The sequence below is a fragment of the Streptomyces novaecaesareae genome (assembly GCF_000716875.1).
GTDB classification, from domain to species: domain Bacteria; phylum Actinomycetota; class Actinomycetes; order Streptomycetales; family Streptomycetaceae; genus Kitasatospora; species Kitasatospora novaecaesareae.
In genome coordinates this window covers 51,661-67,766 of sequence record NZ_JNWQ01000002.1, presented here as the reverse complement: position 1 = coordinate 67,766, position 16,106 = coordinate 51,661, and the positions used below count along the sequence as shown (strand labels likewise).

15 protein-coding genes are annotated in these 16,106 nt (G+C 72.4%); 11 read left to right on the top strand and 4 right to left on the bottom strand.

Annotated elements, in window-relative coordinates; genetic code table 11:
• Window positions 1–13: 13 nt before the first annotated feature.
• The 9 genes from OP86_RS01260 (at window position 14) to OP86_RS01220 (ending at window position 8,867) form a co-directional block, all read left to right on the top strand.
• On the top strand, window positions 14–1,768 hold the full coding sequence (locus OP86_RS01260; protein WP_209440324.1) for a non-ribosomal peptide synthetase: 1,755 nt from the start codon (window positions 14–16) through the stop codon (window positions 1,766–1,768).
• The gene (locus OP86_RS01255) at window positions 1,765–2,022 is read left to right on the top strand and encodes an MbtH family protein (protein ID WP_051829531.1); all 258 of its coding nucleotides are present in this window, start codon (window positions 1,765–1,767) and stop codon (window positions 2,020–2,022) included. The genes OP86_RS01260 and OP86_RS01255 overlap by 4 nt, the downstream gene beginning before the upstream one ends.
• A 14-nt stretch (window positions 2,023–2,036) precedes the next feature.
• Window positions 2,037–3,119 (top strand): 4-hydroxyphenylpyruvate dioxygenase, encoded by a 1,083-nt coding sequence (gene hppD / locus OP86_RS01250; RefSeq protein ID WP_030057282.1) that lies wholly within the window; start codon window positions 2,037–2,039, stop codon window positions 3,117–3,119.
• Window positions 3,109–3,951: a class I SAM-dependent methyltransferase gene (locus OP86_RS01245; protein ID WP_209440323.1), complete on the top strand. Its 843-nt coding sequence runs from the start codon at window positions 3,109–3,111 to the stop codon at window positions 3,949–3,951. Before hppD ends, OP86_RS01245 begins: the two co-directional genes overlap by 11 nt.
• Window positions 3,952–4,079: 128 nt before the next feature.
• Window positions 4,080–5,246 carry an LLM class flavin-dependent oxidoreductase gene (locus OP86_RS01240; protein WP_030057280.1) on the top strand — a complete coding sequence of 389 codons (1,167 nt, stop codon included), beginning with the start codon at window positions 4,080–4,082 and terminating at the stop codon, window positions 5,244–5,246.
• 12 nt (window positions 5,247–5,258) lie between these two features.
• Window positions 5,259–6,809 carry an FAD-binding oxidoreductase gene (locus tag OP86_RS01235; protein ID WP_051829530.1) on the top strand — a complete coding sequence of 517 codons (1,551 nt, stop codon included), beginning with the start codon at window positions 5,259–5,261 and terminating at the stop codon, window positions 6,807–6,809.
• Entirely contained in the window at window positions 6,802–7,575 is a 774-nt protein-coding gene (locus OP86_RS01230) for an SDR family oxidoreductase (protein WP_030057278.1), read from the top strand. Before OP86_RS01235 ends, OP86_RS01230 begins: the two co-directional genes overlap by 8 nt.
• Window positions 7,576–7,620: 45 nt before the next feature.
• A complete protein-coding gene (locus OP86_RS01225) occupies window positions 7,621–8,334 on the top strand; it encodes a DUF2306 domain-containing protein (RefSeq protein WP_063832267.1) in 714 nt (237 codons plus the stop codon).
• 170 nt (window positions 8,335–8,504) lie between these two features.
• Window positions 8,505–8,867, top strand: a complete 363-nt coding sequence (locus tag OP86_RS01220; protein ID WP_030057277.1) for a YciI family protein — start codon at window positions 8,505–8,507, stop codon at window positions 8,865–8,867.
• An 83-nt stretch (window positions 8,868–8,950) separates the two neighbouring features.
• Here OP86_RS01220 and OP86_RS01215 read toward each other — a convergent pair whose 3' ends face one another.
• The 4 genes from OP86_RS01215 to OP86_RS01200 all read right to left on the bottom strand — a co-directional run bounded on the left by OP86_RS01215 (window position 8,951) and on the right by OP86_RS01200 (window position 14,089).
• The gene (locus OP86_RS01215) at window positions 8,951–10,342 is read right to left on the bottom strand and encodes a multicopper oxidase family protein (RefSeq protein WP_209440322.1); all 1,392 of its coding nucleotides are present in this window, start codon (window positions 10,340–10,342) and stop codon (window positions 8,951–8,953) included.
• Between the two features lie 128 nt (window positions 10,343–10,470).
• Window positions 10,471–11,490, bottom strand: a complete 1,020-nt coding sequence (locus tag OP86_RS01210) for an alcohol dehydrogenase catalytic domain-containing protein (RefSeq protein WP_033330569.1) — start codon at window positions 11,488–11,490, stop codon at window positions 10,471–10,473.
• A gap of 20 nt (window positions 11,491–11,510) precedes the next feature.
• Entirely contained in the window at window positions 11,511–12,743 is a 1,233-nt protein-coding gene (locus tag OP86_RS01205; protein ID WP_030057276.1) for a cytochrome P450 family protein, read from the bottom strand.
• 167 nt (window positions 12,744–12,910) lie between these two features.
• A complete protein-coding gene (locus tag OP86_RS01200) occupies window positions 12,911–14,089 on the bottom strand; it encodes an acyl-CoA dehydrogenase family protein (RefSeq protein ID WP_030057275.1) in 1,179 nt (392 codons plus the stop codon).
• 276 nt (window positions 14,090–14,365) lie between these two features.
• On the opposite strand from OP86_RS01200, the gene OP86_RS01195 reads away from it, so the two are divergent.
• Together OP86_RS01195 and OP86_RS01190 are read left to right on the top strand one after the other, a co-directional pair.
• On the top strand, window positions 14,366–14,779 hold the full coding sequence (locus OP86_RS01195; RefSeq protein ID WP_030057274.1) for an SgcJ/EcaC family oxidoreductase: 414 nt from the start codon (window positions 14,366–14,368) through the stop codon (window positions 14,777–14,779).
• Between the two features lie 123 nt (window positions 14,780–14,902).
• The gene (locus OP86_RS01190) at window positions 14,903–16,060 is read left to right on the top strand and encodes an epoxide hydrolase family protein (protein ID WP_030057273.1); all 1,158 of its coding nucleotides are present in this window, start codon (window positions 14,903–14,905) and stop codon (window positions 16,058–16,060) included.
• Window positions 16,061–16,106: the final 46 nt, after the last annotated feature.

Sequence of the window (16,106 nt, the reverse complement as noted above, 5' to 3'; positions counted from 1 at the left end):
AGGATCGGAGGGCATGGTGGCTTCCCCTTCCCTTCAGGGGCATTTCACGGAACAGGCGCTCAGGACACCGGATGCGATCGCCGTGTCGTCCGGCGAAGTCCAGCTCAGCTACCGCGAGTTGGACGAGCGGGCGAACCGACTGGCGCACCGGCTGCGGGAACTCGGCGTCCGGGAGGAGTCCCCGGTCGCGGTGCTGATGCAGCGCTCCGCGGACCTGGTGGTGGCGATCCTGGCCGCGCTCAAGGCCGGCGGCTGCTACCTGCCGCTGCACAGCGCCTACCCGCTGCAGCGCAAGCAGTGGATCATGGAGCACTGCGCGGCGCCGGTGCTGCTGACCGACGAGGCGATGCGCCGCGACGGGCTGCCGGAGGGCGCCGAGGTGGTCGTCGTCGACGGCGAGAAGGGGCTCACCGACCACCCCGCGACGGCCCCGGCCCTCGCGGACGACCCGGACCGGCTCGCCTACGTGATCCACACCTCGGGCTCGACCGGGGAGCCGAAGGGCGTCGCGATCGCCCACCGGGACGCGCTCGGCCTGGCCCTGGACTCGATCTGGGCGGACGGCCGGCACGAGCGGGTGCTGATGGTGGCGCCGTACGCCTTCAACGTCTCCACGTACGAGTTCTGGGTGCCGCTGCTGCACGGCGGGCGGATCGTGGTGGCCCCGCCGGGCGACCTCGACGTGCACGCCCTGCGGGGGCTCATCGCCGAGGAGCGGATCACCGGCATCCACCTGACCGCCGGGCTGTTCCGGGTGCTGGCCGAGGAGGACCCGGGCTGCCTGGCCGGGGTCCGCGAGGTGCTCACCGGCGGCGACGTCATCGCGCCCGCGGCCGTCCGGCGGGTGCTCGACCACAACCCCGGCCTGGTGGTGCGGGCGATGTACGGCGCGACCGAGGCCACGCTGTTCAGCACCAGCGCGCCGATGACGGCCCCGTACCGGGCGGACGGCCCGGTGGGCGTCGGCCGGCCGATGGACGGCGTCCGGCTGCACGTCCTGGACGCGCAGCTGCGGCCCGTGCCGGCCGGCGGGGTGGGAGAGCTGCACATCGCCGGACGCGGCCTGGCCCGCGGCTACTTCGGCCGGCCCGACCTGACGGCCGAGCGCTTCGTGGCCAATCCCTTCGACGGGCCGGGCGAGCGGATGTACCGCACCGGGGACCTGGTCCGGGTGGACCGGGACGGCGGGCTGGAGTACCTCGGCCGGGCCAACGACCAGCTCAAGGTGATGGGCTTCCGGGTGGAGCCCGCCGAGGTGGAGGCGGTGCTGGCGCGCTACCCCGGCCTGGCCCATGTCGCCGTCGTGGCACGGGAGTCGGAGTCCGGTGACCGGCGCCTGGTGGCGTACTACGTCCCGGAGTCCGAGGGGATCGAGGCGGGGGCGCTGCGGGCGCACGCGGCGGAGCTGCTGCCCGCGTACATGGTGCCGACGGCCTTCGTGGCCGTGCCGGCCCTTCCGCTGACCCCCAACGGCAAGCTGGACCGGCGGGCGCTGCCCGAGCCGGTGGCCGGCTCGACCCGCCGGGCGCCGGCGACGGAGCGCCAGCGGCAGCTGTGCGCGCTCTTCGCCGAGGTGCTGGACGTGCCCGAGGTCGGGGTCGACGACAGCTTCTTCGAGCTGGGCGGCCAGTCCCTCACCGCGATGCGGCTGGTCAGCCGGATCCGGGCGGCGCTGGACGTCGAGCTCACCGTCACCGAGTTCTTCGACGTGCCGTCGGTGGCGGCCCTGGAGGGCCTGCTGAGCCGGCCGGAAGGAGTCCGGGAATGAGCGCCGGAACGAGCGCTGGAACGAGCGCGGGAGCGACCAGCCCCTTCGACGTCGAGGACGCCGAGTTCCTGGTCCTGGTCGACGCGCAGGGCCGGCACTCGCTCTGGCCGGCCGCCGTGGCGGTGCCGGCGGGCTGGACGGCCGCGTACGGCCCGGCCGACCGGGCCGCCTCCCTCTCCTACGTGAACGTGCACTGGACCGACCTGGGCCCGAGCGGGCTCAGCGGGCGCCCCCAGGGGCAGCCCGACAACTGACGAGGAGTCTGGACATGAGCCTTGACACGAGTCAGGCGACCTTCGGCGGCCTGATCCTCGACCACATCACGTGCTACGTGGCCGATCTGACGGTCGCCACCGACTGGCTGGTCGGGGGGTACGGCTTCGAGGTGTACGCGGCCTCGCCCCCGCAGTCGCGGGAGCTGCGCTCGGTGGCGCTGGGCCGAAACGGAATCCGGGTGCTGCTCAGCCAGCCCCTGGTGGGCGACCACCCGGGAGCGGCCTACGTCGAGAAGCACGGCGACGGCGTCGCCGACATCGCGCTGCGCGTCCCGGACGCCGGGGCGGCCTTCGCGACGGCGGTGCGGCGCGGTGCCCGGCCGGTCTCCGCGCCGGCCGTGCACGGCGAGCTGGTGACCGCCACCATCATGGGCGTCGGCGACATCGCCCACACCTTCGTCGAGCGGCCCGCCGGGGGCGACGCCCGTCTGCTCCCCGGCCTGTCGCCGACCGCCACCGGTCCGACCGGGCCGGACTGCGGCCTGCTGGAGGTCGACCACTTCGCGATCTGCGTCGAGCCGGGCCAGATCGACCCGGCGATCACCTTCTACCGCGAGGTCCTCGACTTCGAACCGACCTTCACCGAGCGCATCGAGGTCGACGGGCAGGTGATGATCACCAAGGTGGTGCAGAGCGGCGCGGTGACCCTCACCCTGATCGCCCCGGACCAGTCCAAGGGCAGCGGCCACCTGGACTCCTTCCTGAAGGACCACGGCGGCGCGGGCGTCCAGCACATCGCCTTCACCACGGACGACATCGTGCGCTCGGTCGGCGGGATCTCGGCCCGGGGCGTGGAGTTCCTGGGCACCCCGCAGACGTACTACCGGCTGCTGCCGGGCCGGCTCACCCCGCTGCGGCACGCGGTGCCGGAGCTGGAGCGGCTGAACATCCTGATCGACCAGGACCACGACGGGCAGCTGTTCCAGATCTTCACCCGCTCCGTGCACCCCCGCAACACCCTCTTCCTGGAGATCATCGAGCGGATGGGCGCCCGCACCTTCGGCAGCGGCAACATCAAGGCGCTCTACGAGGCCGTCGAGCACCACCAGGGCAGGGGCAACCGCGATGACGTCTGACGCGAACTCCGACGGGCGGTTCCGGGCCGCGGTGGAACGGCTGCGGGTCCCGGGCATGGGCACCGAGGTGGTGGCGCCGCTGCTCTCCCAGCTGGTCCACCTGCTGCGGCCACGCCGGGTGCTGGAGGTCGGCATGGGGTACACGACCCCGTTCCTGGCGAAGGCGCTGGCGGAGGCGGAGGAACTCGCCGAGGCCGAGGCGCCCGCGCTGGTCCGCAAGACCGAGCCGTACCTCGCCCAGGGCTGGGAGCTGGACGAGGCGTGGATCGACAGCGAGCCCGCGCTGCTGCTGCCGGCCGCCTACCACGAGCCGTACCGGCCCCGGTTCGTGGCGGTCGACGACCTCTCCGACCCCGGCTCCTCGGCGGCCCGGGTGACGGACGTGCTGACCGAACTCGGCCTCGCCGAGCGCGTCACCGTCGTCAACTCCGACATGCGCGGGGCCGTCGGGCGGCTCCCCGGGGAGTTCCGGCCGATCGACTTCGCCTGGGTGGACGCCTGGGACTGCCTCTACTTCTTCGAGAACTTCTGGGAGTTGATCGATCCGGACGGCGGGATCGTGGTCATGCACTACCTGATGACCTACCCCGAGGGCGAGGCGATCCTGGAGTACATCGCCGACACCCAGCGGCTCAAGCCCGGCGAGTTCGAGGTGCTGAACCTGCTGGAGAGCCGCAAGCTCCGGCAGAACAGCGTGACCGTGCTGCGGCGCACCGCCGGCAGCCGGCCCCGGCAGTACTCCGACACCGGCCAACGGCCCCGGCTGGGCGGCCAGGTGCGCGCGGACGCCCTCGCACTGGCCCGCTCCCTGGAGCGACCGGACGCCCCCTGAGGCGTGCCTGACGGACCGTCACTTCCGGCCGGGCCGCACCGGCAATCTGGAAGATGGCATGCCCACGCGGCCTGGCTAGATTGATTCACATCCACTGCGAGCCTTGCGAACAGAGGGGAACCACCGGCATGAGCACACTCTCCGAGGACCCGGACATCGTCAAGTTCGTCTACTGGGACAACCTCACCTACGCGCCGACCGGATCGCGCGCACCCGAGGAGTGGGACCCCAAACTGGGCGCCAAGCTCTACGAGAGCTACCTCGAACACTGCGTCGAGGCCGAACGCCTCGGCTACGCCGGGCTCAGCGTGCCGGAGCACTTCGGCCCGTCCTCGCTGTCCCCGCACCCGAACGTCATGCTGGCCGCGCTCGCCGCGCGGACGACCAGGGCCCGGCTCGTCTCCGGCGTGAACCTCGCCCTGCTGCACCACCCGCTCCACCTCGCCGAGCAGTTCAACATGATCGACGTGCTCTCCGGCGGGCGGCTGGAGATCGGCCTCGGCCGGCGCGGGGACCGTGCCGTCTTCGAGCACAACGTCGACCTCATCGACGGGGCCGTCAACCGGATCGACCACCCGGTCGCGCCGGCCGACCTCACGCCCACCACGGCGGCCTTCCTCCAGGAGGCCGAGGTCGCCAAGGTCACCGTGTGGCCCCGGCCGGTCCAGCCGCAGGTGCCGCTGTGGGTGGCGGCGGAGACGGACGAGTCCCTCGCGACCGCGGCCCGCCGCGGCTGGAACGTCTTCACCGGGCTGAACCTCGACCCGGCCGCGGGCGGCATGTCCAAGATCAGCGTGGCGGAGATGGTCGCCCGCCTGCACCGCTACTTCGAGATCGGCAAGGAGCACGGCCACGAGCTGTCCATGGCGAACACCGCGGCCAGCTGCTTCACCGTGATCGCCGACACCGACCGCGAGGCCGCCGAGATCGTCCGCGACGGCTTCATGTCGCACATCTCGGCCGCCGGCGGGTTCCTGGCCCGGATGGCCGGGGCCGCTCCCGACGACAGCCCGCTGGAGACGCTCGCGAAGGAGGGCGACACCGGCGTGCAGGGCGTGTTCGAGGCGCCCGCGGAGTCCTACCTGCGCAACCCCTTCGCCCTGGTCGGATCGGTCGAGACCGTCCGGGCGAAGCTGGACGCGCTGGTGGCCGGCGGCTTCCGGCGCTTCGTCCTGCTCTGCGGCGGCGTCGGCAACGCCCACGAGATCGGCTGGCAGTCGGCCACCGCCATGGCCCGCGACGTGGCGCCCGACCTGTTCGCCGCGACCGCCGCCCCCGCCCCGACGGCCCGATAGCGGCCGACGGGCATGACCGACAAGACCGTTGATCCGACCGGCCCGGTGGTGATCACCCCCGGGGACCGGAGGTACGAGAACCTCGTCCAGGGCTACAACCACCGCTTCGTCGGACGCCCCGACCAGGTGCGCCTGGTGGCCAGTACCGAGGACGTGGTGGCGGCCGTCGACGAAGCGGTGGCGGCGGGCCGGCGGATCGCGGTCCGCAGCGGCGGGCACTGCTTCGAGGACTTCACCGCCAACCCCGAGGTGCAGGTCCTGCTGGACGTGTCCCAGCTGAACCGCATCGCCCACGACCCCGGGCGCCGCGCCATCGAGGTCGGCTCCGGCGCCCTGCTGGGGGACGTCTACCGGACGCTCTTCAAGCGCTGGGGCGTGACGATCCCCGCCGGCACCTGCCTCGACGTCGGCGTCGGAGGGCACTTCGCGGCCGGCGGCTACGGGCCCCTCTCACGCCGGGACGGCCTGGTCGTCGACCACCTCCACGCCGTCGAGGTGGTGGTCGTCGACGAGTCCGGCCGGGCGCGGGCGGTGGTGGCGACCGCCGACCCCGAGGACCCGCACCGCGAACTCTGGTGGGCCCACACCGGCGGCGGCGGTGGCAACTTCGGCGTGGTGACCAGGTACTGGCTGCGCACCCCGGGGGCCGACTCCGCCGAGCCGGGCGAGCTGCTGCCCAAGGCACCCGCCCGGGTGTGGAAGCGGCTGGTGATGTGGCCCTGGGCCGAGATGACGGAGCGGGCCCTCGCCACCCTGCTGCGCAACTACTGCACCTGGTACGAGGAGAACGACGCCGTGTCGCCGGCGGCCGGCCTGTGGAGCAACCTGATCGTCACCCACCGCAACTCCGGGGCCTTCGGCATGGTCGCGGTGATCGACCACGAGGGGCCGGACGCCGAGAAGGTGCTGGCCGAGCACTACGAGTCCGTCACCGCCGGGGTCGGGGTGGAGCCGACGGTGCACACCGTCGAGGTCGCGCCCTGGCTGAGCTCCTGGCTGCCCTCGTACAGCTTCCCGAACGACCCCAGGGGCCGCTACAAGGACAAGGCCGGCTATCTGCGGAAGGGCTTCACCGATCGCCAACTCGCGGTGATCTGGCGCTACCTGAGCGACCCTGAGCACATCAACCCGATGTCCTGCCTGGTGGTCGCCGGCTTCGGCGGGAAGGTCAACACCGTCGCCCCCGACGCCACCGCCACCGCCCAGCGGGACTCGATCCTCAAGGTGCTCTACGGCGGCGGCGTCTGGCAGTCCGCGGACCAGGACGAGGCCTGCATCGCCTGGGTCCGGGAGTTCTACCGCGAGGTGCACGCCGGGACGGGCGGCGTCCCCGTCTCCGACGAGCGCACCGACGGCGCCTACATCGGCTACCCCGACGCCGACTTGGCCGATCCCGCCTGGAACACCTCCGGGGTGCCCTGGTCGGCGCTCTACTACGGCGCCAACTACCCGCGCCTGCAGCAGGTCAAGCGGAGGTACGACCCCCGGAACGTGTTCCGCCACGCACTGTCGATCCAACCACCCCATCAACAGCCGGACTTGCTGGAGGCGCAGGATGCTTGAGGACAAGGTCGTCGTGGTCTCGGGAGTCGGCCCCGGCCTGGGGCGGGCGATCGCCCTGCGCGCCGCGCGGTCGGGGGCGGACGTGGTGCTCGCCGCCCGCACCGAGTCCCGGATCGCCGAGATCGCCGAGGAGGTCGAGCAGACCGGGCGCCGGGCGCTGGCGGTGCCCACCGACATCACCGACGACGAGTCGGCCGCCGCCCTGGTCAAGGCCGCGACGCAGACCTTCGGCCGGGTCGACGCCCTGGTCAACAACGCCTTCGCGGTGCCCCCGCTGGTCGATCTCGGCGAGGTCGACCTCGCGGACGTCCGCGCGGGCTTCGAGACCAACGTCTACGCCGCGCTGCGGCTCACCCGGCTCTTCTCCCCCGCGCTGGCCGAGCACCGGGGGTCGGTCGTGATGATCAACTCCGCGGTGATCCGGCACTCCAAGCGGCTCTTCGGCAGCTACAAGATGAGCAAGGCCGCCCTGCTGTCGCTGGCGCAGAGCCTGGCCACCGAGCTCGGCCCGCAGGGGATCCGGGTGAACACCGTCGCCCCCGGCTACATCTGGGCGGACGCGCTGCGCGAGGGCTTCGGCCAGTGGGCGAAGCAGCGCGACGTCACCGTGCAGGACATCTACGACGAGATCGCGGCCACCCTCGACCTGGGCCGGCTGCCCGAGCCGGACGAGGTCGCCGACTCCGTGCTGTTCCTGCTGTCCCCGCTCTCCCGTGCCGTCACCGGCCACTGCCTGGACGTCAACGCCGGCGAGTACCACCACTGACACCACTGAACCGTCCGGACCGAACAGGGAAGTCGAGGATCATCGGTGACACAGAACACGGAGCCGTCCGGGGCGCTGGCCGCCGGACCGGTGCGCGCGAGACCCGCCGGGGCGGCCGCGGCCCGGCCGAGCTGGTGGCAGAGCCCATGGGTGGCGGCACTGGCCGTCCTCGTGGTGTTCAACCTCCTGTACGCCTTCCCCCGCTACCTGACCGGGGGCCCGGGGCAGGCCCGGATCCCGCTCGACCCGTCCTTCCCCGCGCACTACGCGGTGCTGGTGGGGCACGTCGTCTTCGGCAACATCTCGCTGGTGACGGTCTTCCTCCAGGTCCTCCCGTGGATCCGCCGCCACCACCCCAGGGTGCACCGGATCAGCGGCCGGGTGTACATCTTCGCCGGGGCGCTGCCGGGCGGGCTGCTGGCCCTGGTGCTGCTGCCCTACTCCACGGCGCCGAGCGGCCGGATCGGGCTGGCGATGATGGGGGTGCTCTGGCTGCTCACCACCGTGCTCGGGCTCAGGGCCGCGCTGCAACGCCGGTTCGTCGACCACCGCCGCTGGATGGTCTACAGCTTCGCGATGGCCCTCGGCACCAGCTGGGGCCGGGTGGTGGTCGAGCTGATGCCGCACGTCCCGGGCCTGCGGATCGACCTGCCGACGCTCCTGGACATCGCCAACTGGGCGGGCTGGGTGCTCAATCTGCTGGTCGCCCACTGGTGGCTGGAGCGGACCGGCCCCCGGGCGGCCCAACTGGTGCGCTGAACCCGACGACCTCCCCGCGGCCGGCCGTGAACCCTCACGGCCGGCCGCGCACGTGTGTCCCGGCCTCGCCGAAGACGGGCCCGGGACGTCGAGAACGGGCCGTCGGCTCCGACGTCTCCTGTGGAGGCCTCGGGAGACGCCCGGCGGTCACGGCCCAAGGAGTGAGAATCATGAAGTACCTGCTCGTGATGCACATGGACTCGGTGCTGTGGGACGGCCTGTCCGTGGACGAGCAGCAGGAGGTCCACTCGGGCCACGGCGACTTCATGAAGCTCATCAAGGAGTCCGGCGAGCTGGTCACCACGCACGCGCTGGCGGTGCCGGAGCAGAGCACGACCGTCCGGGTCCGCGACGACGCCCCGGTGCGCAGCGACGGCCCGTACCTGGGCGGCACGGCGTTCGTCTGCGGCTTCTACCTGGTCGACGTGGAGACCAGGGAGCGCGCGATCGAGCTGGCCGGGCTGATCCCGGACGCCAGGCACACCGGTGTCGAGGTCCGTCAGGTGATGTTCGAGCAGGGGCTGGAGATGTGACCGGGTGGGTCACCCGCGGACGCGAAAGCGGCGGGCCGGGGCACCGAGGGCCCGGCCCGCCGCTTCGTGCGGGGCCGGCGGGATCAGTCGACGATCTCCATCTGGCCCATCATGCCCGCCGAGGAGTGCTCCAGCATGTGGCAGTGGTACATGTAGCGGCCGAGGTAGTCGCCGAAGGTCGCCTGGACGCGGACGGAGGTGCCGGGCGGGACCGGCACGGTGTCCTTCAGGCCGATGTCGCCGGGCAGCGGCGGCCGGCCGTCCCGGTCGAGCACCCGGAACTCCGTCAGGTGCATGTGGAAGGAGTGCTGGATCGGGCCGTACTTGGTGGCGCTGTCGCCGTTGGTGACCGTCCAGATCTCGGTGGTGCCGCGCCGGATCCGCTGGTCGACCCGGTCCGCGTCGAACGGCAGGCCGTTGACCAGGCCGACCGGTGTGCCGTTCAGGTCGAAGGAGAGCGTCAGCTCGCGGTGCACGGTGGCCGGCGGCAGTTCGGGAAGCGGGCGCAGCGCGCCGGGCAGCCTGCTGCGGTCGCGCTCCCTGCGGTCCACGGTGAAGCACAGCACCGGCTCGATCCGGTCGTCGCCGGTGAACTGGCCCTGGTTGGTGAGCATCGCCTTGCTGCCGACGGCCAGCCCGGAGAAGTCCACCACCAGGTCCATCCGCTCACCGGCGGCGAGCGGGAAGTCCGTCCCGGTCCGGTCGACGGGCGCGGGCAGCAGGCCGCCGTCCGAGCCGATCTGGTGGACGGGCAGGGAGCCGAAGTTGAGCTTCAGGAACCGCAGGGTCGAGCTGTTCAGCACGCGCAGGCGGTACTTGCGCGCGGCGACCGGGAACCACGGCTTCGAGCGGCCGTTGACCAGGATGACGTTCCGGGCCGCCGGGTCCCCGTGCACCAGCCCGCCGTTCGGGTCGAACTGCGCGTCGCGGATGGCGATCGGGACGTCGTACTCGCCGCTCGGCAGGCGGTGGCGGCTCTCGTCCTCGCCCTCGATGAGGTAGAAGCCGTGCATGCCGCGGTAGACGTGCTCGGCCTCCAGGTGGTGGCTGTGGTCGTGGTACCAGAGGGTGGCGCCGGGCTGGCGGTTCGGGTACTCGTAGCGCCGCTCGGCACCCGGGTCGATGACCTGCATCGGGTGGCCGTCGCTGTCGGCCGGGACGTGGCCGCCGTGCAGGTGCACGTTGGCGGTCTCGGGCAGCCGGTTGCGGTAGGTGACCAGGACGCGGCGGCCCTCCTTGGCCCGGATGGTCGGGCCGACGAAGCTGCCGCCGAAGGTCAGGCACGGGGTCCGGACGCCGGGGAGCAGTTCGAGGTCGGCGGGCAGGATGTCGAGCCGGTAGACGTCGGTGTCCTCCGTCCGGGCCACCGGCCGCAGGGTCGGTGGCACCGGCATCCGTACGGAGAACGGCCCCTTGGCGCTCCCCCGGCCGGGCTGCCCGGGCGGCTCCGGGTCCCCCAGGGCCAGTGCGCTCACCGGCAGCGCCACGCCGGTGGCGGCCGCGAGGCCCGCGAGGCCCAGAAATCGTCGCCTGTACAGGGTGTCCTCCCCAGATCGGTCGGTACGGTCGGAAAACCTTTGGTGACAGTGTTGATGACGGTCCGTCAGGTATAGCTGATGACAGCGCGGAAGCGGACCTCGCCGCGCTCGACCCGGTCCAGCGCCTCGGCGACCCGCTCCTTGGGGAAGGTCTCGACCATCGGGGTGACCGCCCCGGAGGCGACCAGGTCGAGGGCTTCGGTGAGCTGGTCGAGGCCGTTGTGGGTGGAGCCGATCACCTGCTGGCGCTGCGCCCAGAACGGGCTGGTGGGCGGGATCGTGAAGGAGTCCACCGGGTCGATGGTGGCGAGCACGATCCGGCCGTTCGGCCGCAGCCCCTGGAGGGTCTCGGTGGCGGCCCGGTAGGAGGTGCCGGTCACCAGGACGACGTCGGCGCCGCCCGCCGCGCGCAGCTGCTCGCCGTCGGCGACCACGTGGTCCGCGCCGAGGGTCCGGGCCAGTGCGTGCTTGTCCGGCGAGCGGGTGACGGCCACCGTCTCGAAGCCGGCGGCGTGGGCGAACTGCACGGCGAGGTGGCCGAGTCCGCCGATCCCGAGGACCGCGACCCGCTCGTGCGGCTTGGGGTCGGCGGCGCGCAGCGCGCTCCACGCGGTGTATCCCGCGCACAGGACGGGCGCCGCGTTCTCGTACGAGAGGGTGTCCGGCAGCAGCACCGTGCTCTCGGCCGACACCGCCACGTACTCGGCGTGGCCGCCCTGCACGGTGAGGCCGCTCATCACCGACTCCCGGCAGTTCATTCCGGACTGCCCGGTGAGCGGGAGGTTGAGCCGGCAGTACTCGCACCGGCCGCAGGTCGACTGCACCCAGGTGGTGCCCACCCGGTCGCCGACCCGGCGGGTGGCCACGCCCGGGCCGACCTCGACGACCTCCCCCGCCGCCTCGTGCCCGACCACCACCGGGTCGAGCGGCGGGAAGGGGAACACCCCCTGGCTGACCCACAGGTCGTTGTGGCAGACCCCGCAGGCGTGGACCCGGATCAGCACCTGACCGGGCCCGGCCTTCGGGGTCGGGACCTCGCGCAGTTCCCAGCGCGCCTTCACCTCGGGTACGACAGCTGCCCACATGGTTCGGACCACCCTTCCGGTCAGCGGCTCTGCGGCGTGAGGCGGACCGGGAGGGTCTGCACGCCGTTCATGATGAAGGTGACCTGCGGCGACAGATCTTGTGCGGGGACGGCGAGTTCGAGGTCCGGGAAGCGCCGGAACAGCGCGGAGAGGGCGATCTCGGCCTCCATCCGGGCCAGCGGCATGCCGATGCAGCGGTAGATGCCGTGGCCGAAGGAGAGGTGTTCCTTGTTCGGCCGGGCGGCGTCGAAGGTGTGCGCGCTGTCGCCGTGGACGGTGGTGTCGCGGCCCGCCGCCGCGAAGTTGATCAGGACCGGATCGCCCTTGGCGATGGTGACACCGCCGAGCTCGATGTCCTCGACGGCGAAGCGGAACGGCAGGTGGGCGACGGGCGCCTCGGCGCGCAGGGTCTCCTCGATCACGTCCGCCCAGCTCACCTTGCCGCTCTTCAGCAGCGCCAGCTGGTCGGGGTGGGTGAGCAGCGCGCGGGTCGCGTTGGCCAGCAGGTTCATCACGGGCTCGGTGCCGGTGGCGAGCAACAGGTGCAGGGTGCCGACCAGTTCGGAGCCGTTCAGCCGGGAGCCGTCCTCCTCCTGGGCCTGGACGAGGTCGCTGGTCAGGTCGTCCCCGGGGTTGCGGCGCTTGTCCTCGACGAACTCCTCCATCTCCCGGTGCCACTGCGCGACGTTGGCGGCCGACTCCTCCGGGGAGATGGTGGTGTCGGTGTTCACCTGGCCGCCGCGCAGCATCCGCGCGCGGTCCTCGGCCGGCACGCCGAACAGGTCGCAGATCACCCGGGCCGGCATCGGCAGGGCGAAGCGGGCCTTGAGGTCCACCACCTCGCCCGGTGCGCAGCCGTCGAGTTCGTCCAGCAGCTCGTCGACGGCCTTCTGGACCTCGGGGCGCAGCGCCTCGACGCGGCGCGGGGTGAAGGCGCTGGCGGTCAGCCGGCGCAGCCGGGTGTGGTCGGCGCCGTACCGGGTGGTGAGGTTGTCCATCAGCACCCAGCCGATGAGCGGGAAGTCCTCGCCGATCCGGCCCTCGGCGAAGGCCGTCCAGTGTTGCCGCGGGTCCTTGGAGAGGCGGTGGTCGGACAGGGCCTGCCGGGCGAGTTCCTGGTCGGCGATCGACCAGGCGAGCACGCCGCCCGGCAGTTCGATCCGGGCGACCGGGCCGTTGGCCCGGATCCGGGCGGCCTCGGCGTGGATGTCACGTCCAGCGGGGTCGAGGACGACGGGGGCGGGTGTTTCCATGGCGGCCTCCGGGCTGTCGGTACGGGATACGGGCAGGGGGACGGGCGCGCGTTCCGGCCTGGGGTACGGGCGCGCGTTCGGGCAGGGGTGCGGGCGCGCGTTCGGGCAGGGGTGCGGGCAGGGCCGCCGTCGCTGCGGCCCTGCCCGGCGGGCAGGCCCGGACAGGCCTACAGGTAGAGGGTGTTGGGCCCGAGGCCGCAGGCGATCCGCCCGTAGAGTTCGAGGTTGGTGTTCGGGTGGAGGATGCCGTGCAGGTTGAGGGTCTGGACGTCCCGCTCGATGCGCTGGATCGGGACGGTGGTGTAGATCGAGGACCCGCCGCTGGCGGTGTTGAGGATGTCCACCGCCTCCTTGGTGCGCGAGCAGACCCCGCCGAGGTCGAGCCTGATCCGGGCGCGCTCCTCCAGGGTCCACTCCTCGCCGGTGGGGCCCTTGGTGTCGATCAGGGCGGCGGCGCGGTGGGCGTGGAACTCGGCCTCGTCGATCCTGGTGATGGCGTCGGCCACCTGGAGGTGGGTGATCGGGGCCTGGGCCTGGTCGGTGTAGTCGGTGTAGCTGATCTTCCGGCCGGGAAGCCGCTCGAAGAACGCCTCCCTGGCGGCGCGGCCCAGCCCGAGGGCCGGCGCGGCCACGGTGGCGCAGGCGGTGGGCATGAACGGCGCCCGGTAGATGGGCGATTCGGCGTTCGCCACGGAGCGGTGCCGGCCCTGGAGCACCGGGACCATCGGCAGCACGCGGGCCTCGGGGACGAACAGGTCGGTGGCGATGGTGGTCACGCTGCCGGAGCCGCGCAGGCCGATGGTGTGCCAGTCGTCGACGATCTCCAGCTCCGCCAGCGGGACCGCCACCATGATCGGCTGCGGCCCGTCCGGCGTCATCAGCACGGCCGCGTTGGTGTTCCAGCTGCTGTGCAGCGCGCCGGAGTTGAAGGACCACTTGCCGTTGAGCAGCACACCGCCCTCGGCCGGGACGGCCACCGCGGTCGGGCTGAGGATGCCGCTGACGCGCACCCCGGGGCCGGTGAAGATCTCGTCCTGGACCTCGTCCGGGAACAGGCCGGCCATCCAGGAGCTGATCGCGTAGACCGACATGACCCAGGCGGTGGAGCCGTCGCCGCGGGCCAGCTCGGCGATCACGTCCACGACGGTGCGCATGTCCGACTCGTAGCCGCCGTAGCGGACCGGCACCCGGAGCTGCAGCAGCCCGGACTCGGTCAGGGCGGCCAGGGTGTCGTCGGACAGTCGGCGGTTCTCCTCGTGCCACACCGCGTTCTTCTGCAACAGCGGCACCAACTCTGCTGCACGGCTGACGAGTTCTTCCCTCGACGGGGATTCCTTGGCTGTCATCCGGGGGCTCCTCCGAGGTGGGCGGCCCGGCAGGGGACGGCTGACCGTCCGGGCCGCGGTCGTTGATCGGCCCTGTCGAGGCTGGCACCCGGGCGGGGTGCCCGCATCTCCCTGATTGCGGCGCCCGGGCGGCCGCCGCGGCCGTCACCTCGCGGCGACCGGAGCCAACGGACCATCGCAATCAAGGAGTTGTCGCACTCCTCGGCCGGGTGTGAGGCTGGCCGCCACCGCGGCCCGCGCGATCGCGGCCGTGGACCACCGGAGAAGGAGAACACCATGTCCGCCACTCCCTCGCCCAACGCCTCCGAAGCCGCCGCGCTGCGCGCCGTCCCCGAGCTCATCGTCGCGGCCTGGGCGCAGCACGACGCCGACGGCTTCGCCGAGGTCTTCACCGAGGACGCGACCCTGATCCTGCCCGGGGACGTCTATCTGACGAGTCGTCAGGCGATCCGCGCCTTCATGACGCAGGCCTTCGCCGGCCCGTTCAAGGGCACCCGGGTCACCGGCGAGCCGACGTCGATCCGCGCGCTGGCCGACGACGTGGCCGTGCTGGTCACCCGGGGCGGCGTGCTGGCCCCCGGTGACACCGAGGTGACGGCCGAGCGGGCGATCCGGGCGACCTGGGTGCTGGCCAAGGAGGGCGGCGACTGGCGGATCGCCTCGTACCAGAACACCCCCATCGCGGGCTGAGCCCGGGAGCCCGGGAGCCGCCGCTCCCGGCACGCCGTCCGTACCGCCGAAACGCCGGCCCGCATCAGCCCCGTCAGCCCCGTCAGCCCTGTCAGCCCCGCCAGCCCACCGAGAGGACCCGGTATGCGCCCCTTCCGTATCGACATCCCGCAGGACGCCCTCGACGATCTGAACCGCCGGCTCGCGGCGACCCGCTGGCCCGGTGAGCTGCCGGGCGTGGGCTGGGAGCGCGGGGTGCCGCTCGGCTATCTGCAGGAGCTGGCCGAGTACTGGCGCACCGGTTTCGACTGGCGCAAGGCCGAGGAGCACCTGAACTTGTTCCCGCAGTTCCTGACCGAGATCGACGGCGTGGACGTCCACTTCCTGCACGTGCGCTCGCCCGAGCCGGACGCCATGCCGCTGGTCATCACCCACGGCTGGCCCGGCTCGGTGGCCGAATTCCTGGACGTCATCGGGCCGTTGACCGATCCGCGGGCGCACGGTGGCGATCCCACCGACGCCTTCCACGTGGTCGTCCCCGCCCTGCCCGGGTACGGCTTCTCCGGCCGGCCCCAGGAGACCGGCTGGGACACCGCCCGGGTCGGCCGGGCCTGGGCCGAGCTGATGCAGCGGCTCGGCTACGAGCGCTACCTCGTCCAGGGCGGCGACTGGGGCATGCCGGTCTCGCTCCAGCTCGCCCTGGCCGATCCGGAGCACGTCGCGGGCGTGCACCTCAACATGCTCGCCACCTTCCCGCCGCAGGACCCGGCCGAACTGGCGAAGCTGGCCGAGTCGGACCTGGCCCGGCTGCAGTTCGCCGCGAACTTCGAGCAGGACGGGGCCGGCTGGCGGAAGATCCAGTCCACCCGGCCGCAGACCCTCAGCTACGGTCTGACCGACTCGCCGGTGGGGCAACTCGCCTGGATCGTCGAGAAGTTCAAGGAGTGGACGGCCGCGGAGTCGGTTCCGGAGGACGCGGTGAGCCGCGACCGCCTGCTGACCAACGCCGCGATCTACTGGTTCACCGCCTCCGCGGGCTCCAGCGCCCAGCTCTACTACGAGTCCAACCGGCTCGACGTCGACTTCGTCCGCACCTGGGCCGGCCCCTGGCCGCTGGCCGCGCCGGTCGGGGTGGCCGTGTTCCCCGAGGACGCCGTCCGGCCGATCCGCCAGTGGGCCGAACAGATCCTCCCGACTCTCAGCCACTGGTCCGAGTTCGACCGCGGCGGGCACTTCGCGGCACTGGAGCAGCCCGAGCTGTTCGTCGGCGACGTCCGGACCTTCGCCCGCCAGGTGCGGTGATCCTCGGACACCCCGGCACCGAATCCAACCGAACCGATCAGAAAGG